This is a genomic window from Nocardia puris (assembly GCF_036051655.1).
GTDB classification, from domain to species: domain Bacteria; phylum Actinomycetota; class Actinomycetes; order Mycobacteriales; family Mycobacteriaceae; genus Nocardia; species Nocardia puris.
Genome location: NZ_CP107943.1, coordinates 3,256,357 through 3,276,303 on the forward strand (window position 1 = coordinate 3,256,357; position 19,947 = coordinate 3,276,303).

15 protein-coding genes are annotated in these 19,947 nt (G+C 69.9%); 8 read left to right on the forward strand and 7 right to left on the reverse strand.

The features are described from left to right. Positions 1-751 precede the first annotated feature (751 nt). From OHB21_RS14835 to OHB21_RS14850, 4 genes are all read left to right on the forward strand, one after another. Positions 752-1,372 (forward strand): TetR/AcrR family transcriptional regulator, encoded by a 621-nt coding sequence (locus tag OHB21_RS14835; RefSeq protein ID WP_067508131.1) that lies wholly within the window; start codon positions 752-754, stop codon positions 1,370-1,372. A gap of 170 nt (positions 1,373-1,542) precedes the next feature. Next, positions 1,543-2,190, forward strand: coding sequence for a TetR/AcrR family transcriptional regulator (locus OHB21_RS14840; RefSeq protein ID WP_067508134.1), 648 nt, complete (start codon positions 1,543-1,545; stop codon positions 2,188-2,190). Positions 2,191-2,919: 729 nt separating this feature from the next. After that, the gene (gene mfd / locus OHB21_RS14845) at positions 2,920-6,534 is read left to right on the forward strand and encodes a transcription-repair coupling factor (protein WP_328439283.1); all 3,615 of its coding nucleotides are present in this window, start codon (positions 2,920-2,922) and stop codon (positions 6,532-6,534) included. After that, the gene (locus tag OHB21_RS14850) at positions 6,531-7,238 is read left to right on the forward strand and encodes a MazG family protein (RefSeq protein WP_067508135.1); all 708 of its coding nucleotides are present in this window, start codon (positions 6,531-6,533) and stop codon (positions 7,236-7,238) included. The genes mfd and OHB21_RS14850 overlap by 4 nt, the downstream gene beginning before the upstream one ends. 10 nt (positions 7,239-7,248) lie before the next feature. Here the strand turns inward: OHB21_RS14850 and OHB21_RS14855 are convergent, their stop codons facing one another. After that, positions 7,249-8,124, reverse strand: a complete 876-nt coding sequence (locus OHB21_RS14855) for an LLM class F420-dependent oxidoreductase (RefSeq protein WP_067508137.1) — start codon at positions 8,122-8,124, stop codon at positions 7,249-7,251. Between the two features lie 204 nt (positions 8,125-8,328). On the opposite strand from OHB21_RS14855, the gene OHB21_RS14860 reads away from it, so the two are divergent. Then, on the forward strand, positions 8,329-9,282 hold the full coding sequence (locus OHB21_RS14860) for a phosphodiesterase (RefSeq protein ID WP_067508139.1): 954 nt from the start codon (positions 8,329-8,331) through the stop codon (positions 9,280-9,282). Here the strand turns inward: OHB21_RS14860 and OHB21_RS14865 are convergent. Continuing rightward, complete coding sequence (locus tag OHB21_RS14865; protein ID WP_407675194.1) at positions 9,230-10,690, reverse strand: stealth family protein; 1,461 nt, start codon at positions 10,688-10,690, stop codon at positions 9,230-9,232. The two genes, OHB21_RS14860 and OHB21_RS14865, sit on opposite strands and share 53 nt — an antisense overlap. 506 nt (positions 10,691-11,196) lie before the next feature. Here OHB21_RS14865 and OHB21_RS14870 point away from each other — a divergent pair. The 3 genes from OHB21_RS14870 to OHB21_RS14880 all read left to right on the forward strand — a co-directional run bounded on the left by OHB21_RS14870 (position 11,197) and on the right by OHB21_RS14880 (position 12,907). Then, the gene (locus OHB21_RS14870) at positions 11,197-11,649 is read left to right on the forward strand and encodes a flavodoxin domain-containing protein (RefSeq protein WP_067508143.1); all 453 of its coding nucleotides are present in this window, start codon (positions 11,197-11,199) and stop codon (positions 11,647-11,649) included. Between the two features lie 140 nt (positions 11,650-11,789). After that, positions 11,790-12,275 carry a pyridoxamine 5'-phosphate oxidase family protein gene (locus OHB21_RS14875; RefSeq protein WP_067508310.1) on the forward strand — a complete coding sequence of 162 codons (486 nt, stop codon included), beginning with the start codon at positions 11,790-11,792 and terminating at the stop codon, positions 12,273-12,275. 56 nt (positions 12,276-12,331) lie between these two features. After that, complete coding sequence (locus tag OHB21_RS14880; protein WP_067508145.1) at positions 12,332-12,907, forward strand: TerD family protein; 576 nt, start codon at positions 12,332-12,334, stop codon at positions 12,905-12,907. Positions 12,908-12,971: 64 nt separating this feature from the next. Here OHB21_RS14880 and OHB21_RS14885 read toward each other — a convergent pair whose 3' ends face one another. The 5 genes from OHB21_RS14885 to OHB21_RS14905 form a co-directional block, all read right to left on the reverse strand. Continuing rightward, entirely contained in the window at positions 12,972-14,396 is a 1,425-nt protein-coding gene (locus tag OHB21_RS14885; RefSeq protein WP_195124736.1) for an MATE family efflux transporter, read from the reverse strand. After that, positions 14,393-15,424: a PLP-dependent cysteine synthase family protein gene (locus OHB21_RS14890; RefSeq protein WP_195141964.1), complete on the reverse strand. Its 1,032-nt coding sequence runs from the start codon at positions 15,422-15,424 to the stop codon at positions 14,393-14,395. The genes OHB21_RS14885 and OHB21_RS14890 overlap by 4 nt, the downstream gene beginning before the upstream one ends. A gap of 71 nt (positions 15,425-15,495) precedes the next feature. Then, positions 15,496-17,343, reverse strand: coding sequence for a type III PLP-dependent enzyme domain-containing protein (locus OHB21_RS14895; RefSeq protein WP_324191965.1), 1,848 nt, complete (start codon positions 17,341-17,343; stop codon positions 15,496-15,498). After that, on the reverse strand, positions 17,334-18,344 hold the full coding sequence (locus OHB21_RS14900) for an ornithine cyclodeaminase family protein (protein WP_195124738.1): 1,011 nt from the start codon (positions 18,342-18,344) through the stop codon (positions 17,334-17,336). The genes OHB21_RS14895 and OHB21_RS14900 overlap by 10 nt, the downstream gene beginning before the upstream one ends. Next, on the reverse strand, positions 18,316-19,461 hold the full coding sequence (locus OHB21_RS14905) for a TauD/TfdA family dioxygenase (protein ID WP_067508149.1): 1,146 nt from the start codon (positions 19,459-19,461) through the stop codon (positions 18,316-18,318). Before OHB21_RS14905 ends, OHB21_RS14900 begins: the two co-directional genes overlap by 29 nt. Positions 19,462-19,947: the final 486 nt, after the last annotated feature.

Below are 19,947 nucleotides of genomic sequence, written 5' to 3' on the forward strand. Positions count from 1 at the left end.
ATCCTCGCACAAAACCCCACCCAAGGGCTAACCCGCCTCTCCGCGTTCAAGGCGGCTGCGTCAGGTGCGGGTGGGGTTTGGTTGCCGTGTCCAGTCGTGGAGGGGGTGGGTTAGCCCGTTCCCTGGTGAGTTACCCATGTTGTTGCGAGATCACGGGGTGCTTTGGGGTCGGTGGGAGGGGGTGGGTGGAGGTTTGGTGGCGGGGCGGTGGTTGGCTTCGGCCCGGGTCAGCTGTTTCTGTGGGGGTGAATGTTGGGCGTTCCTGGCGGTTTACCTGTGTCTTCGCGAGATCACGCGGGCGAGGGGAGCAGGTCGTTTTCGTGGGGCGAAGGGCTGTCCAGGTGCTCGCCAGGTCCAGCGAGTTCTCGCGGGATGCCGGGGATAACGCGGGATGCGGTGAGGAAGAGGGAGGCGGAGCGGGCGGACTGACTGGGTCAGCTGTCCCCCACCCGAGTCTCCGCTGCTAGTCTGCGTATCGCACCACCTGACCTCGCGCGGATCGGGATGTCCGTCAGGTAGGCCCAAAAGGCTTGCCGTACATGGCTGTCGGCCCGACGCCCACCGTGCGACCATGACAACCAGCAATGGTTGCCGGTGCACAAGAACCACGTGATCTCGTACGTACATGGGTAACTCGCCGGGAACGCCCAGAACCCGACCGGATACCTACCGCCGGCCCGGCGACCGAACGTCCGAGGCACCTACAACCGGCGAAAAATCGCGGAGAGGCGGAGGAGTGGTGCGGCCGCGGATGACCGGTACGCAGCGGCGGCAGCAACTTATCGAGATCGGGCGTGCCCTGTTCGCCGAGCGCGGGTACGACGCGACCTCGATCGAGGAGATCGCCGCGCGGGCGCAGGTGTCGAAACCCGTGGTGTACGAGCATTTCGGGGGCAAAGAAGGCCTGTACGCGGTGGTGGTGGACCGCGAGATGTCGATGCTGTTGGACATGATCACTTCGTCGTTGACGCAGAATCGGTCGCGGGTGCGGTTGGAGCAGGTGGCGTTGGCGCTGCTCACCTATATCGAGGAGCGCACCGACGGGTTCCGGATCCTGGTGCGCGATCAGGCCGCCACCACCGACGACGGCCGCTACTCCAGCCTGCTCAACGAGGCCGTGAACCAGGTCGCGCACATCCTGGCGGGCGATTTCGAGCGGCGTGATCTGGATACCGGGCTGGCCACCCTGTACGCGCAGGCGCTGGTCGGCATGGTGTCGACCGCGGCGACGTGGTGGCTGGACGTGCGGGAACCCTCCAAAGAGGTGGTGGCCGCCCACCTGGTGAACCTGTGCTGGAACGGGTTGAGTCACCTCGAGGCGGACCCGCGGCTGGACTCGGAATGGCCGGCGGCCGAACGCCGCGATGATTAGCGGGACGATTGCGCCGGCGTCCGGGGGGAACGCGCGAAGTGACTGTCGCGCACCGCGCTGGTGGTACGGTGCTCCCAACCTCTGGGTGCTGTTCGGGCGGTATGTCGGTCTTGGTTCGAGATGTCGGTCTACTTCAGGATGGCTGGTTTCAGGAATGACAGGCGGAGCTGATGGCTAGGCAAGCGCGCGCGGAGATCACTCGCGATTCCGTACTCGCCGGCGCGGCCGATGTCTTTCTGCGGTTGGGGTACGCGAACGCGAGCCTCAGCGAGATCATCGCGCAGTCCAACGTGACCAAGGGCGCCTTGTACTTTCACTTCGGGTCGAAGGAAGAACTGGCGCGTGCCGTCGTCGATCAGGGCAACGAGCGACTGGTCAGTTCGTGCCAGGGCTTCTTCGATTCCCGGGTCCCCGCGCTGGAGGCGTGCATCGGCATCACCTACGTGGTGGCGGACCTGTCGATGAACGACCCGATGGTCGGCGCCATGCTCAAGCTCACCCACCAGATCGGTGACTACCGCGGCGCTTCCGGTGACAACATCACCAAGAACTGGGGCGACACCTACCGCGTCCTGTCCGAACGCGCCATCGCCCAAGGCGATCTCGAACCCGACCTCGACCCCGAGGTCATCGGCATGCTGCTGCAGGAGATCACCGCGGGCGTGCACATCGTGGCCATCGGCACGGAGTCGATCGACCAGATGGCGACCCGCATGGAGCGGGCCTGGTACTTCCTGCTGCCGTCCATCGTGCCGGCGGAAAAGCTCTCGTACTTCAGGGAATTCGCCGCCCGCCGCCTCCGCCGCTACGTGCCCTAGGGCTGCGCTCCTCCGCCTCTCCGCGTTTTTTCGCCGGTCGTGGGAGTGGGGGTGGGTTGGTTCGCCGGGCCGGCGGTTGGTGGGGTTGGTTGCCTTATGGGCGTTCCCGACGAGTTACCCATGTAGGTACGAGATCACATGGTTCTTTTGCACCTTCCAACCCTCGGTCGTCGGAGTGCGTGAGGTCCGACAGCGGTGTACTGCAAGCCTTTTGGGCCTACCCGGTGCGTGACCCACGGTCGTGCGAGACCGTGTGACGCGTAGTCGGGGGAGCGGGGGACACGCCGGAGGGACCCGTTGGCACTGAACGGTGCTTGCCCCAGTCAGGACGAAAACCTATCGAGCCCCATCCCACCAGCTATCCAAGTCCCCCGTGATTTCGCACGAACATGGGTAACTCACCGGGGACGCCCAGAACACAACCACCCTGCCAACCCCCGGCCCGGTGCCCGAAGCGCCTCCGCTCCCACGACCGGCGAGAATCGCGGGGAGGCGGGCATGCGACGCCCAGAACACAACCACCCTGCCAACCCCCGGCCCGGTGCCCGAAGCGCCTCCGCTCCCACGACCGGCAAGAATCGCGGGGAGGCGGGCAAGGTATGTTTTTAACCGCCGAAACATCACTTCGACCTGCCGACTTAGTCGTGTGGAGGTGGTGGCGGCGACTGATAGACCGGCCGTGAACGCGCCAGTGGCGGGGTGTCCCGCTCGAGCTCAGGAGTTGTGTCGATGCCTCACCGTCCACCACTGGCAGGACTGGCCGCGGCGGCCGGTGCGGATGCCGCGCTGCGGACCGTCGCCGAGCTGGTCGGCAAGTCGTCGGTCGAGCTGGTGGCGCCCTCGGCGGTGCGGCCGTTCGTGGCGGCGGCCGTGGCGGCGAAGCGCCCGCTGGTCGTGGTGACCGCGACGGGCCGCGAGGCCGACGACCTGACCGTCGAGCTCACCGAGATCCTCGGCGGATCGGTCGCCCAGTTCCCGTCCTGGGAGACGCTGCCGCACGAGCGACTCTCTCCGGGCGCCGACACCGTCGGCCGCAGGCTCGAAGTGCTGCGCCGCCTCGCCCACCCCGAGGACCCGAACTTCGGGGAACCGCTGCGGGTGGTGGTGACCACGGTGCGCTCGCTCATGCAGCCGATGGCGGCGGGCCTCGGTGACATCGAGCCGATCGTGCTGCGGGTCGGCGCCGAGTTCGACTTCGACGAATTGCTCACCCGCCTGGTCGAATTCGCCTACACGCGGGTCGACATGGTGGGCAAGCGCGGCGAGTTCGCGGTGCGCGGCGGCATCCTGGACGTGTTCCCGCCCACCGCCGACCATCCGGTGCGCGTCGAGTTCTGGGGTGACGAGATCACCGAGCTGCGGCCCTTCGCCGTCGCCGATCAGCGCTCGCTCACCGACCTCGCCGCCGACGTGGTGGTCGCCCCGCCGTGTCGCGAACTGCTGCTCACCGAGGCCGTGCGGGAGCGCGCCGCCCTGGTCGCGGAGGAGAACGCCGCCGACGCGGCGCTGGTGGAGATGCTGAGCAAGCTCGCCGAGGGCATCCCCGTGGACGGCATGGAGGCGCTGCTGCCGGTGCTGCAACCCGGTGAGCTGCGGCTGCTCACCGATCAGCTGGCCGAGGGCACGCACGTGCTGCTGTGCGATCCGGAGAAGATCCGCACCCGCGCGGCCGATCTGGTGCGCACCGGCGAGGAGTTCCTGGAGGCGTCCTGGACGGCGGCGTCGTTCGGCGGCACCGCCCCGCTGGGCGGGCACGGCCTGGACCTGGCGGCCTCCTCGTATCGCGCGCTGCCCGAGATCCACGAGAGCGCCGACCGGCACGGCCTGCCCTGGTGGACGCTGAGCCCGCTGTCTTCGGGCGACCCGTCCGAGGTGGTGCTGCCGGTGCTGGCCGGGCCCACCGCGCGCGGGTCCGAGGAGCTGGTCGCCACCATCTTCGCGTCGCTGCGCGCGCACGTCGCCACCGGCGGGCGCGCCGTCGTGGTGGTGGCGGGTCACGGCACCGCGCAGCGCGTGCTGGAGCGCCTGTCCGACGCCGACGTCCCTGCCGGCTCGCTGGACCCGGGGGCCGAACCCGCGCCCGGAGTGGTCGGGGTGCTGTGCGGTTCGCTGCACGACGGTGTGATCTTCGACGACGCCGGACTGGTGGTCGTCGCCGAATCCGACCTCACCGGCAACCGCGTCACCGCGCCCGCCGAGGGCAAGCGCCTGCCAGCCAAGCGGCGCAACCAGGTCGACCCGCTCGCGCTCGATGCCGGCGACATGGTGGTGCACGACCAGCACGGCATCGGCCGGTTCGTGGAGATGATCGAGCGCACCGTCGGCGGCGCGCGCCGGGAGTATCTCGTCATCGAGTACGCGCCGGGCAAACGCGGCCAGCCGGGCGATCGCCTGTTCGTGCCGATGGAGTCGCTGGACCAGCTCTCCCGCTACGTCGGCGGTGAGATGCCCAGCCTCTCCAAACTCGGCGGCTCGGACTGGGCGAACACGAAACGCAAGGCGCGCAAGGCCGTTCGCGAGATCGCGGGCGAACTGGTGCAGCTCTACGCCGCGCGCCAGGCGGCCCCCGGGCACGCGTTCGGACCCGACACGCCCTGGCAGCAGGAGATGGAGGACGCGTTCGCGTTCACCGAGACCGTCGACCAGATGACGGCCATCGCCGAGGTGAAGGCCGATATGGAGAAGCCGGTCCCGATGGACCGCGTGGTGTGCGGCGACGTGGGGTACGGCAAGACCGAGATCGCGGTGCGCGCCGCGTTCAAGGCCGTGCAGGACGGCAGGCAGGTGGTGGTGCTGGTGCCCACCACGCTGCTCGCCCAGCAGCACCTCCAGACGTTCACCGAGCGCGTCGCGGGCTTCCCCGTCACCGTGAAAGGCCTGTCGCGCTTCACCGATCCCGCCGAATCGCGCGCGGTGCTGGAGGGGATGGCCGACGGCTCCGTCGACATCGTGGTGGGCACCCACCGCCTGCTCCAGACCGGTGTGCGGTGGAAGAACCTCGGCCTGGTGGTCGTGGACGAGGAGCAGCGTTTCGGTGTGGAGCACAAGGAGCACATCAAGGCGCTGCGCACGCACGTGGACGTGCTCACCATGTCGGCCACCCCGATCCCGCGGACCCTGGAGATGAGCCTGGCGGGCATCCGCGAGATGTCGACCATCCTCACCCCGCCCGAGGAGCGCCATCCGGTGCTCACCTACGTCGGCGGCTACAACGACAAACAGGTCACCGCCGCTATCCGCCGCGAACTGCTGCGCGACGGCCAGGTGTTCTACGTGCACAACCGGGTGTCCTCGATCGACAAGGCCGCCAAGCAGATTCGCGATCTGGTGCCCGAGGCGCGGGTGGTGGTCGCGCACGGCCAGATGAACGAGGACATGCTCGAGCAGACCGTGCAGGGCTTCTGGCAGCGCGAATACGACGTGCTGGTCTGCACCACCATCATCGAGACCGGCCTGGACATCTCCAACGCGAACACCCTCATCGTGGAACGCGCCGACGCGCTGGGACTTTCGCAGCTGCACCAGTTGCGCGGCCGCGTCGGGCGCAGCCGCGAGCGCGGGTACGCCTACTTCCTGTATCCGCCGGAGAAGCCGCTCACCGAGACCGCCTACGACCGCCTGGCCACCATCGCGCAGAACTCCGATCTGGGCGCGGGCATGGCGGTGGCCATGAAGGACTTGGAGATTCGCGGCGCGGGCAACGTGCTGGGCGCCGAACAGTCCGGGCACGTGGCGGGCGTCGGCTTCGATCTGTACGTGCGGCTGGTCGGTGAGGCGGTGGAGGCGTATCGCGCGGCCGCCGACGGCAAGCCGATCGTGCAAGAGGAGGTCAAGGAGGTGCGCATCGATCTGCCGGTGGACGCGCACATCCCGCCCGACTACATCGCCAGCGACCGCCTGCGGCTGGAGGCATACCGCAAACTGGCCTCCGCACAGGACGATCCGGCGCTGGCCGCCGTGATCGAGGAACTGGTCGACCGCTACGGCCCGCTGCCGGTGGAGGTGGGCAGGCTGGTGTCGGTGGCCAAGCTGCGGCTGCTGGCCCGCGAGTACGGCGTCACCGAGATCGCCGTCACCGGAACCACATTGAAGATCTCGCCGATGCTGAACCTGCCCGACTCGAAACAGCTGCGGCTCAAGCGGATCTACCCGAGCGCGAGCTACAAGCCCGCCAGCGGCGTGGTGCAGCTGCCGCTGCCGCGCGTGGAGGACAGCGTGGGCGCGGAGCGGGTGCGCGACGTGCGGCTGTTGCAGTTCGTGGCGGATCTGCTGCTGGCGCTGGACGGAAAGGCCCAGGGCGCCGTGGATCTCACGGTCGCGACCGAGGCGAGCGCGGGCCTGTGACGCGCGCCGAACGCGACGAGGCCCGCCGCACGGTGGCCGCGGGGCTGGCCGACGCCGTCGAGGTGATGGACCGGCTCTGGCATTTCGGCGGCTGGGAGCGCACCCAGACCCACGACTCGCTGCGCCCCTACCTGCTCGAGGAGACCTACGAACTGCTCGACGCCATCCAGCACGCCGACGCCGAGACCATCAAGGAGGAGCTGGGCGACCTGCTGCTGCAGGTGCTGTTCCACTCCCGGATCGCCGAAGCGGCAGGCGAATTCACCGTCGATGACGTGGCCGCCGCGCTGGTGGCCAAGCTGGTGCATCGCAGCCCGCTGCTGCGCGAGTCGGAGCTGGGGCCGGACGCGACGGTCGAGGAGAAGATCGCCGCGCAGGAACGCGCCTGGGAGGAGCGCAAATCCACGGAGAAGGCGCGCCGCTCCTGCCTGGACGGCATCGCCATGGCGCAGCCCGCGCTCGCGCTGGCGGAGAAGGTGCGCGCCCGCAGCGCGCGCGCCGGACTGCCCGACGATCTGGTCCCCGAGACCCTGCGCATCGTGCACCTCGGCGAGCCGGAGAGCGCCGAGGAACGCCTGCGCAAGGCGACATTGGCGTTCGCCGCCGATATCCGCGCCGCCGAGGACGCCGCGGAATCGGTTCGGGGCGAACGCCTTCCATTGTCCCCGGAGGACTGGCGCACCCACTGGCCCGCCTACGACTGAAGGCGTTGGCTCAATTCCTGGGCAGATCCGCGAGTTTCGGTACCAGCGGCGCGCACACGTCGGTGATCCACTGCGCCGGGTGGTCGCCGGGCGGGGCGACCATCACCGTATCGATGCCGAGCCGCGCGTAATCGCTCATTCGGTCGGCGAAGTCGGGGCCCGGCTGTCCGGCGGCGTAGATCATGGTCTTCTCGATCGCGTCGTAGTCGCGGCCGACGGTGTCGCAGTGCGCGCGCAGCACGTCCAGTTTGTGCGCGACGCCCTCGGGAGTGTCGAAGAAGAGGTTGCACCCGTCCCCGTACTGGGCGACCAGCCGCAGCGTCTTGCGTTCACCACCGCCCGCGATGAGGATCGGCGGGCGCGGCTGCGTCACCGGCGGCGGCGAGCACAGCGTCTCCGCGAGCCGGTAGTACTTGCCCTCGAACGGCCCGTTCTCGCCCTGGTCCCACATCTGCTGGACGATCCGCAGCGCCTCCTCCAGGCGCTCGAACCGTTCGGCCAGCGGCGGGAACTCGACTCCCAGCCCGAGGTGTTCGCGCTCGAACCACGCGGCGCCGATCCCGAGCGTCGCCCGCCCGCCGGACAGCACGTCGAGCGTGGTCACGATCTTGGCCAGCAGGCCGGGGTGCCGGTAGGTCACACCGGTCACCAAGAGGCCCAGGCGAATTCGCGAGGTGTGCGCCGCGAGGTAGCCGAGCGAGGTGTAGCCCTCCAGCATCGGCTGGGTGGCCTCGCCGCGCGGCGGGATCTGGAAGAAGTGGTCCATGAAGGAGAGCCAGTCGGCGCCCGCCTCCTCGGCGGCGGCCCCCACCCGCGCCAGTTCCGGCGCGATCGCGCCCGGTCCACCGGGCATATCGAAGTTCGGCACATGAATTCCGAGTCGCATGCCGCCAGGCTATGACCTGGAGCGCACTCCAAGTCAACCCCGCGACGGGCGCGATACCTGCGGATTCCGAGTCGACACCGAACTCTCACCCGCGCGCAAGCGGGCCGTCACCGTGGTGGGGGAGAAAAGAACGGTACGGGTTCGCTATTCTGTCCGGCGACCCGAAGCCGATGGCGGAGACCCGCCGGGAGGGACTGCGGTCCGGTGCCCATCAGCAGAGTCGCGGAGCACCCGCGGCCGGATCATGTGCTTTTCCATTTCAGCGACACCCATCTGATCGCCGGTGACGACGCGCTCTACGGCGCCGTGGACGCCGAGCGACGGTTGCGCCAGCTGCTCGACCACGCGGCGGCCAGCCGCATCCGCCCCACCGCGCTGGTGTTCACCGGCGACCTCACCGACCGGGGCGAGCCCGGCGCATACGCGAAACTGCGCGCGCTGGTGGACCCGTTCGCCGAGGAACTCGGCGCGCCCGTGGTGTGGGTGATGGGCAATCATGACGACCGGGGCGCGCTGCGCAGCGGCCTGCTCGGCGAGACCGCCTCCGACGAGCCGTTCGACCGGGTGCACATGGTCGACGGACTGCGGATCGTCGCCCTCGACACCTCCGTTCCCGGCCACCACTACGGCGAGATCAGCGACCGACAGCTCGACTGGTTGCGGTCGGTGCTGGCCGAGCCGGCCCCGTTCGGCACCGTCCTGGCCATGCACCACCCGCCGGTGCCGTGCGTGCTGGACCTGGCCGTCACCGTGGAACTACGCGATCAGCGCAGGCTGGCCGCGGTGCTGGACGGCTCCGACGTGCGCGCGATCCTGGCCGGTCACGTGCACCTGTCCACCTTCGCCACGTTCGCGGGCATCCCGGTGTCGGTGTCCTCGGCCACCTGCTACACCCAGGACCTCGGCGTCGCCGAGGGGGGCCTGCGCGGCCGCGACGGCGCGCAGGCGTTCAACTTCGTGCACGTCTACCCGGACACCGTGGTGCACACGGTGGTCCCGATCGACGCGGGCCCCACCGTCGGCGAGCCCGCCACCCCCGAGCAGGCCGCCGAGAAGCTGGCCGCGGCGGGCATCGTGATCCCGCCCGCCGCGCGCATCCCGCATGTCATGCGGCGCCCGCCGTCGGATCGGCAAGCGGGCGACGGGGCGGTGCGCTGATCCGTTCCCACGGCGCGGGTTCCGGGAACCAGTGCGCCAGGAATTGCGAAACCGCCCGCACCCGTTCGCTTTCCGGGATCTCGGGGAAGCTGCCGTCGTTGAGGCAGAAGAAGTCCACGTCGCGGTGCGCGGCCAGCTCGTCGAGCAGCGCCAGGCCGGCCCGGCTGGTGGTGTCCACGTAGCGCACCCGCGCCGCCTCCTGCGGCACCGCGCGCCCGGTGAGCGTCGCGTAGTAGTGGTAGAGCGAGTTCGTGACGGAAATGTCGGTGGCCGAACGGAATCGGCTCGCCGCCGTGCGCGCGAAATCCTCGGCGAACTCGGTCTCCATCTCCAGCAGCACATCTCGCCGCAGCGGCACCGGCGTGTGCTCGAGGTGCCGGGTGATGACGTGCCCGAAACGCCGCGCCAGCAGCTGCCGGTTCACCCGGGCGGCGTTCTCGAATCCGCTGCGCCGCTCGTTGTTCCGGCCCGCGCCGATGCGGGTGTCGGCCTCGATGAACCGGCTCACGCCGGCCGGGGTGAAGAACATCGACGGGCGCACCGGCCGCGCGAAGAACATGTCGTCGTTGGAGTACAGGAAGTGCTCGCTGAGCCCCTCGATGTGCTGCAACTGCGATTCCACGGCGTGCGAGTTGAAGGTGGGCAGCCCGTCGGTGTCGCGGAAGTGGTCGAGGGCGCGCACCACCGTGACGCGCGGGTGGTCGGCGAGCCAGTCGGGCACGCGGGAGTCGGTGGCGATGAAGATGCGCCGGATCCACGGCGCGTTCTTGTGCACCGAGCGCAGCGCGTAGCGCAGTTCCTCGATCTGGCGGATGCGCGCGTCGGCGTCGTCGCCCTCGCCCACGACGACCTGCGCCATCATCCCGGCCCGGCGGGCGCGGAACTCCGGATCGGAACCGTCGACCCAGGAGAAGACGATGTCGATGTCGAAGTTCACGTCGGTGACATTCGGCGCGAACATGTCCGCCAGCGTCGGCCAGACCCGGTCGTAGAGCCGGATCTGGGTCGTCTCCACATCGGCGAGGTCGAATACGGTGCGCGTCAACGCGTTCGGGCGCGGGCAGGTGACGGTGTCACCGTGGTACTCCCACAGTTCCAGCTCCACGTGGTGCGCGGGATCGGGGTCGCGGCCCAGCCGCAGCACACCGGACCCCACCGGCTCGCAGGCGAATCCCGCGGCCTCGGCGGCTTCGGTCACCCGCGCGACCATGGCGCGGTGCGCCGCGTCGGCGGCCAGGATCAACCGGTGCCCCGTGTCGCGGACCAGCAGGAACGGCACTTCGGCCGCCGCCAGCTGTCCGCGCAGATAGCCGAGGTCGGCGACGGTCGTCTCCGCGACGGCGAGATTGCCCGCCAGTGCGCCGACCGTGCCGAAACCCACGCGCGCCGTATCCGATTCGATGTCCACTTCGCCTCCACTTCGCTGTCGGATGACTCGCCCGCGCGCTCGTTCGCACCGCACCGGGAGCCGGGCGGGCCGTGCGACGGCGTCGCGTCGCGGACGGCCTTACCCGGTGCGGTGCGGAGTCAGAAATGGGGAGCGCTGCCGTAGTGCAGGAACGCGGTGATACGCCGGATGACGAACGATCGGGACACCAGTTCTCACCTCACTTACGGCGGGACGCCGAAGCGTCGACGTGGACGGGAGCGCTGGACCGGAATACGGCGGTGCGGCCGGACCGGCGGCAGCGCGACGGTCGGGCAATCGTCGGCCGACCGGGAGAAGAACCCCTGTTGAACAGGGCGTTGCCAGAAATGATGCATCCGCGCGAGGATTCCGTCAATCGGAGGCGCGAACAGGGGCGATCGGGCCCGGCCCGGCTGCCCATTCGGGCCGAAATTAGGGTAGCCTCGCCAAAACGAATTCTGCGGGTCCCGGCGCAGGCCGGGGCGGCACGGAAAGGAGCGTTCGCGGTGCGTGTGGTCATTCTGTTCGGTTCGGAGATGGGCACCTCGGAGTCCGCCGCCGAGAGCGTGGCGGACGAGCTGGCCGCCCACGACGTGTCCCTCTACGACATGCTCGACTACGACCCCGAGGACCTCGACGTCGCCGACTTCCACGTCATCGTCTGCTCCACCTACGGCGACGGCGACCTGCCCACCGGCGCGGAGCCGTTCTTCGACGCGCTCGACGCCCGCGAGCCCGACCTCACCGGCCTGCGCTTCGCCGTGTTCGGCCTGGGCGATTCGGTCTACGAGGACACGTTCAACCGCGGCGGCGAGATCTGCGCGGAGAAGCTGACCGCGCGCGGCGCGGTCCAAGTCGGCGAGCACGGGCGCCACGACGCCTCCACCGACGTGAAGGTGAAGGACATGGCGCGCGAGTGGGCGCGGTCGCTGCCCATCCGCGAACTGGCCGCCGTCTGAGCGGCCCCGGCGGGTCCTGAAATCTCCCTGAGATCCCCCGCTCGGAGTTCGGTGCGCCAGCGGGCATGTGGCGCAGCGTTTTAGACTGGCTGTCAGCGCGGCACAGCCCGTCGCGCGCGACGATCCGCGAGGTGACGAAGATGGCAGCCGGAGTGAGCCCAGCGCAACGTCAAGACCACTCGACCGAACATCCCGAGCTGGACGTGCTCCCGGAATGGCCCCGCGAGACCATCGCCGTCCTCGTGACCACCGATCCGGCCCCGCACGCCATCCCGGTGTCGTGGCCCGTGCGCGCGGGCGACCGGCGAATCCTGATCAGCCTCAAGTTCGATCGCGGTTCGCTGGCCCGGCTGCGGGAGCGGCCCGAGGTCGCCCTGGTCATCCTCGGCGGCGGCAACGTCGCGCTCTGCGCGCGCGGCACCGCCGAGGTGATCGCCGATCCGATGCCCGAGGCGCCGGACTACGTGGCCGTGCGCATCGATGTCGCGGTGATCGACGATCACCGGCAGTCGGCGTTCGAGGTCGACAAGGGCATTCAGCGCACCGTGCTGGATCAGACCGAGCTGCGGGCGTTGCAGGGCCGGGTCGAGACGCTGAGGGAATGGGCGCGCGAGCACGACCACTGAACCGGGTAAAACTGTAAGAGGAAACGCGGCGCACCCGCGCCGAAGGGAAGGGGACCATGAGCGTCACACTCGCCAAGGGCGGAAACGTCTCGCTGTCCAAGCAGGCGCCGAATCTCACCAAAGTGTCCGTCGGCCTGGGCTGGGACGTGCGCACTACGACGGGGGCGGACTACGACCTCGACGCGAGTGCGCTCGCCACGGGACAGAACCTGAAGGTGTTGTCCGACAAGCACTTCATCTTCTACAACAACCTGCGTTCGCCGGAGGGCACCATCGAGCACACCGGTGACAACCTCACCGGCGAGGGCGAGGGTGACGACGAGGTGATCAACATCGACCTGGCCGCCACGCCGCCGACGATCACCAACATCTTCTTCCCGGTCTCGATCCACGACGCCGACGCGCGCGGCCAGTCGTTCGGCCAGATCCGCAACGCGTTCATCCGCGTCGTCGACGCCGTCACCGGCGCCGAGCTGGCCCGTTACGACCTCAGCGAGGACGCGTCCACCGAGACCGCGATGGTGTTCGGCGAGCTGTACCGGCACGGCGCGGAGTGGAAGTTCCGGGCCATCGGCCAGGGGTACGCCTCCGGCCTGGCCGGTATCGCGCGCGACTACGGCGTCAACGTTTAGGTCGCACCCACGCGAGATGTCCGCCCCCGGTTCGTGATCGAGCCGGGGGCGGTTCTCGTCGCGGTCAGGCCCCGCGGCGCCGGGTGAGTTCGCGCTCGGCGGCCGGGCCGGGCAGCGGGCGCGGGTATTCGGCGGCGCGGCCGTCGAGCAGCGCGAAATAGCGCCACAGCATGAGCACGGCCGTGGTGGCCAGACCGGCCGTCAGGCCCCACCACACACCGGCCGCGCCCAGGCCCACCGGGAACGCGAGCAGCAGCGCGCTGGGCAGGCCGACCATCCAGTACCCCACCAGGGAGAGCCGGAATCCGATCCGGGTCTCCTTGAGCCCGCGCAACAATCCGGTGCCGATGTTCTGCGCCGAGTCGAAGAATTGCAGCACGATGCCGATCAACAGCAGGGTGTGCGCCAACTCGACGGTCCCGGTGTCGCCGGGATCGAGGAACGGGCGCAGCACCAGATCGGGCACGAGCACGTACGCCAGGCCGGTGACCACCGCGATCACGCCCGCGTAGCGCAGGGCGAGCCAGGCCAGCGCCTTGGCGTGCGTGTACTCGTCGCGCGCGACGGCGTGGCTGACCAGGATGGACGCGCCGTGCGAGAGCCCGATCGCGACCTGGAACACGATGTAGATGATCTGGTACACCACATTGTGCGCGGCCAGCGCCGCCGGGCCGATGCTGCCCATCACCAGGGCCAGCACCGAGAACATGCCCGCCTCCGACCCGTAGGTCAGCGCGATCGGCGTGCCCAGCTTCAACTCCGACACCACGGTGGCGCGCTGCACCGGCCACGGCCGGATCGCCAGCGTGCGGCCGAGTTCCGCGTCGCGGCGCACCATCGCCCAGAACACGGCGAAGGTGATCAGGAAGACCAGCGAGGTGGCCACGCCGATGCCGGTGAGCCCGAGCGCGGGCAGCCCGGCCCAGCCGTGCATGAACGCCAGCGCCAGCACCAGATTCAGCACCACCGACCCGAGCGTCACCAGCAGCAGCGCCTGCGGCCGTTGCAGGCCCACGGTGTACTGGCGCAGCACCTGGAACCACAGGCATGGCAGCAAGCCCGGCGCGAGCGCGACCATGAGCGGGCGCGCGTCGGCGAGCACGCCCGCGTCCTGGCCGAGCCATTGCAGCGACCAGCCCAGCCCGACGAGCAGCACACCGCCGAGCAGGCCCGCGAGGGTGGCGATCAGGAAGCTCGAGCGCACCACCTCCCGCACCTCGCGGTCGGCGGATTCGCCGCGCTTGCCCGCCGCGCTGACCGCGGACGCGATCTGGTTGCCCGTGCCGGTGATCAATCCGACGCACATGGTGCGGATCTGGTTGAACAGCACGATCGCCAGCCCGCCCGCGGCCACCTGCCGCACGCCGAGCGTGCCCATCAGCGCGATATTGGTGGTGGACACCGCGATCTGGGCCAGTTGGGTCATGGCGATCGGCGTGGCCAGCGCGGCCAGCCGTCGCCCGTCGGCGCGGAACTCGCCCAGGTTCACCGCACCTCCACCAATTGCTTTCGGCGCGTGGGCGCGTAGCGGTCCAGGAGGTCGAGCACGGCGCGTTCGGTGTCCGGGGCGAGCAGATCGCGCGCGGCCATCCACTCGTCGTCGAAGACGGTGTCGAGGTATTTCTCGCCGCCGTCGCAGACGATGGTGACGATGGTCGAGCCGGGCGGGAAGTCGGACAGCCGGGTGAGCCCTTCGTACACCGAGCCGCCCGCCGACCCGCCGATCATGAGTCCGAGCTTGGCGGCGACGGCGCGCGCGGTGGCGAAGGCGGCCTCGTCGGAGACCTTCACACCCTCGTCCAGCAGCGAATAGTCCACGGCCGTGCCGATGGTGGCGCCGGGCGGGGTGCCGGTGCCGGACTGCCAGTACGGGCCGCCGGGACCGCCGAACGCGATGGAGCCCACCGGCTCCACGCCTATGACATACGGGGGTTGCCCGAGTTGGCGCAGCCGGGCGGCGGTGCCGAACAGCGACCCGCCGGTGCCGACCGCGGAGAGCAGGATGTCGACCCGATCCAGGTCCTCCAGCAACTCCTCGGCGACAGCGTGGTAGCCCAGCGCGTTGGCCGGGTTGTTGTGCTGTTCGGTGAAGTAGGCGTCCGCGCGCTCGGCGGCCATGGCCTCGGCCAGGTCCTCCCGCGCCGAGGTGGCCAGGTCGTCGTCGCCCTCGGCGGAGACGAACACCAGTTTCGCACCCATCGCTCGCATCGCGCGCAGCTTGTCCTTACATGCGTGGTGGTCGACCACGGCGGTGAACCGGTACCCGCGTTCGGCGGCGACCACCGCGAGGCCGAGTCCGGTATTGCCGGACGTGGACTCGATGATATGCCCGCCACTTCGCAGCAAACCCTGCCGCTCGGCCTCGAGCACCATCGCGCGCGCCATCCGGATCTTGGCGGCGCCGGTGGGGTTGAACGGTTCGAGCTTGAGCAGCAGGCGGGTGCCGGTGTCGGTGGTGGCCAGCTCGAACAGCGGGGTGCGACCGATCAGGTCCGTGACACGCGTGACGATCGGCATGGGAGTCTCCTCGGGTGTGCGGGCGGGCGGCACCGCCGGGGCGGGTGCGGTGCGGCCTGTGGTGCGTGGGGTTATCGAGCGTCCAGCGACCAGCGTCGGCGGCCGCCTGGTTCTTCCGCGAGTACCACCTTGGGCGGGATCGGCAACTCGTGGAAGCCCGATTCGTTGGAATCCATCTGGTAACCGGCGGTGTTCGGGTAGACCAGCAGATCGCCCACCGCGGCCGCCCGCGGCAACGGGATCCGCCGCCAGCTGAGCATGTCGGATTCCAGACAGCTGGCCGCGCCGACACTCGTCGGGGTCGGCGTGCCGGGGCGCCGCGGCCACAGCACCGGGTCGGGCAGGTATTCGCTGTCGAACCATTGCTCGGACAGGCTCAGGCTGCTGCCGTCCACGGTGAGCAAGTCGTACGGGGCGCCGTGCGCCCGACGGGTTCTCACGCCCTGCACCCGGAACACCGTGCTGCCGGCGCGGTCGAGCAGGGCGCGGCCCGGTTCGACGGCGAGGCGAATGTCGTTGTCGCGCAGCTTTGTCGCGAGGTCGTTGTGCGCGAGAATCTCGGCGAGCATCGCGGCGCCGGGCGTGGGGAAGTGATACGGGTAGTAGGAGCCGAACGACTTCCCGGCGTGAAACCAGGCGCGATCGACGCCTTCCGTGAACTCTTCCCACGCGTCCTTCGGCACATAGTCGACGCCGAAGCCGCCGCCGATGGACAGGGTGGTGACGGGATGGCCGTATTCGCGGGCGGAGACGCAGCGGTCGATCAGCTCGGCGGCGAGTTCCGCGCGGGCGACGGCGTCGTAGCCGGACAGGTGGAAGCTGAAGCCCTCCAAGCGGATCGGTTCCAGCCCGACCGGACCCGACGCCGCGATCACCGCCTGCGCCGCGTCCAGTTCCTCGGCGGACATGCCGAAGCGGCTCGCCGAACCCGGGGGCAGGACGCGCAACAGCACCCGGGCGGGCAGCGCGGCGGTGGCGAGTTCGGCGAGGCGATCGAGTTCGTCCAGATCGTCCACGGCCAGCAGCGCGCCGTGGCGCACGGCCAGCCACAGCAGCTCGCGCGCCTTGGCCGGACCGGTCACCACCAGGTCCTCGCCACGCACCCCGCCCGCCAGCGCCGAGGTCAGCTCGCCGACGCTGGAAACGTCGATGCCCGCACCGTTCTCGGCGCAGGCCCGCGCGACGCACGCGGCCTTGTTGGCCTTCTTGCCGTAGTAGACGACCCCGTCGACCCCCGCGGCGGCGAATGCGTCACGGAACGCGCGGATGTTCTGGCCGACTCGCGCGGGATACATCAGGTGGAACGGCCCGCCCACCGCGTACGCGATATCGGCCAGCAGATCCGGATCGGCGAGCACCCGCCGCTCCCACTCGTCCAGGTGCGCGGGCAGGGCGGGGGCGGTGATGCCGTGGGGCGCGGTCTCGGCCGCGATCTCCTCGGCCGCCAGCTCGAGCAGGGGGGAGTCGTCGGAGGCGGTGGGCGTCTGGTCCGCGCTCGTCTCCGCGTGTTCGTGTTCGGACACACCGCCGCGTTCCGGGGCGGGCGTGTCGTTGTCCTCCGGCGCGGTGCCGATCGTGCGCGGCGGGGGCGTATCGGTATGCGGGCGCGCACGATCCGGAGTCGCGGATGCCGGTTCGGGCGCGATGACCTGCGGCGCAACATGTTCCAGCTCCGGCAACGGCAGCGCGACATCCATCGGTGAGGCGTTCGAGGTGCTGTCGTCGCGATTCCCGGGGGCCGGTGGCGCGGGTGCGTCGAAAGGGCAAGGGACCGGGGCGAACTCCAGCAGCGGGTCGTCGCGATCGCTTGGCACAGCGGACCCGCCGCGCACCTGGCGTGGCGGGTCGATGTCGAACAGCATCATGGCGTCGGGGTCGACGGGCTCGGCGACGTTGTCGGCGGCGACCTCTAATCCCACAGGGGCACCTCCGTGCCGCGTCCCTCGGCGATGGCGCGCTCGGCGAGCGCGTGCGCGACCGCGATATCGGTGAGCACCAGACCGCTGTTGTAGACGAAGATCTTCTCCTCGTCGGAGCGGCGGGCCACGGCCCGGCGGGTCAGGATGTGCGGCAGTTCGGCGTCCACGGCGCGCAGCGTGCCGTCGGGGCCCGCCATATCGGTGCCGGTCAGGCGCATCTGCTCGGCGCTGGTGGCGACCACGCGGTCGGCGTGCACCAGCGCGGAGGGCGCCAGGCCGTATCCCACCAGCACGGCGGTGGCGCCGGGCGCGAGATCGTCGGCCTCCAGCGCCACTTCGGTGCCGGGCCCCGCGGTCGCCAGCACCACATCGGCGGCGGCCGCGGCGGCGCGCGGGTCGGGCACGGTCTCGAGCACCGCGTGCGGATTGTGCGCGGCCAGATGACTGTGCACCGCCGCGAGTCCTTCGGCGTGCGTGCCGTACACCATGAGCTTGCGCAGCTGCGGATTCGCGGCGAGCAGATGCGGCAGGGCGTTGCGGCCCTGGGTGCCGGTGCCGATCAGCAGCACGCTCTCCGCGCCGCGGCGCATGGTCTCGCGCACCAGCAGCGCCGACACGGCGGGCGTGCGCAGCGCCCCGACCCTGGCGCAGTCCATCATCGCGATGGGCGCGCCGGTGGTGTCGTCGTAGAGCGTGATGGTGGTGTAGTAGCGCTTGGTGCTGCGGTCGTGGCCCGGATCGAACTTGTAGGAGGTCTTCATGGCCACCACGCGCCTGCGCCCGTCGCGGCCGAGCATGGCGTAGGCGACCGACCAGCCGTCCGGGTTGGCGACGCTCAGTTTGCGCGGGTTGTCCGAATCGCCCGCGGCCAGCGCGAGATACGCCTCCTCGACGGCGCGCACCACGTCGTGCGGGGTGATGGGAACGTCCGCGAGGTCGCTGCGGCTCAGCACGCGCAGCGGCATGCTCCGATCACGAGTGTTCAACGGTTCCTCGATCATGTGTCGTCGTTTCCCGCTCTGTCTCCGCTCGGCCGTTTCCGTTCCGGAACGGGGCGACAATTCGTTGCCCGTAACCATTCTCGTCGGCTTCCGCGGGACGGCGCGGCCGTTCGGGCAAGCGGATATTGACCCGCTTGAGCCACCGGTCGGTGCCGTCGTAACGCGCGGTGAACGGCACCCGGCCGTGCACCGCGACGTCATTGTCCACCAGAAGCAGCTCGCCGGGGGCCAGCGCCGCGGTGACACATACCCTTTCCAATTCGGCGGTGAGTCGCGTGTAGGCGCGCCGGAATTCCGGATCGGCGTCGTCGAGCGGGGTGTAGGCGGGGTCGTAGCGCAGCGTGGGAGCCGAAGCGCCGCCGCTCGTTTCGGCGGCGTCCCACATGGTCGGCAGCGGGGGCGGCGTGTATTTCTCGTGCCCGGTCCCGTAGGAGACGTCGGGCAGGATCGGCAGCGTCGGCGTGCTCAGCAACGCGCGCTCGTCGTCGGTGAGTTCGGCGCGGCGGACCGAGGACACGGTGGTGCCCACCCTGTCCGGATTGCGCAGGCAGCCGAGCATCAGCAGGTTGGCGCGGGCCGGGTGGAAGGCGTCCTCGGTGTGCGGGCACAGCAGGGTCTTGCTGCTCGCGCCGGACTGCTCGTCCTCGTGGCCCGGCGTCGGCAGGATGTTATTGACCAGGCGGCCGTCCTGCTGGCCGTGCCAGCCGAACGGCTCACCGGCGGCGCGCGCGAGCAGCAGCAGCACGACGTCGAGCTGGAAAGAGTTGCCGCGCCGGGTATCCGCGCTCCACCGGGCGGCCTCGCGCCAGCTGGGCGGGGTGGGGCCGAATTCGTCGTCGGTCACCGGGATCCGGCGCACCACGCAGGCGCCCGCGTCGCCCGGCGCGCGCATGGCGTGGCGCACCTCCTCGGGCAGATCGGCGGTGCCTTCCTCGATCAGCGTGAGCAGCGCGGGGTCGGTGAGGGTGCGCGCCACGGCCGCGCGCGGGCCGTCCGGTAATGTGGCGCAGATCTCACCGGCGATCCGGCGCACCGCCGCGGCGGTGGCGGCGCTCAGCTCGCGGCGTTCGATATCATGCGGGTGAAACGTCTTACGTTCGGAGAGAACGCTTTTCACCGGATGTTCCCTTCTTCGCATCGGGTCGAGAATCGGGGTGGTGACGATCGATCTGCGAAGCTAGCGGCTCTTGCTCTCTTAAGCAAGGCTTGCCTAATTGCTGCGAGAGATAATAGCGTGCGCGTATCACCGAGGTTAAATCCCGGAGGTAGTGCCGACGCCGTTTCCCGGACATCGTGCCCGTGACCGGCGGGAGTGCTACCGCTCTGACGTCATATCCGTAGGCGGACAGTGCAATTAGGCTAGCCTGCCCTGGTTGGAGCGGTGTCGCTGGGTGCACCGAACGGATGTGGAACTCCTTGCGGGGGCAGGGTGTTCCAGGCGTCGAGAATGATTTCCGGTGTGGCGAGTCGTCATTGCGCGCGTGCCGCAGCTTCCGGCGGCGGTGCGTCAGGGGCGCGATTCCGGTCCATCGCGCCGGGCCGCGGTCGCGCGGGTCGCGTGACGACTCCGGCGGGGAACGCGCGCGATCCGGCCCGTGAGTGC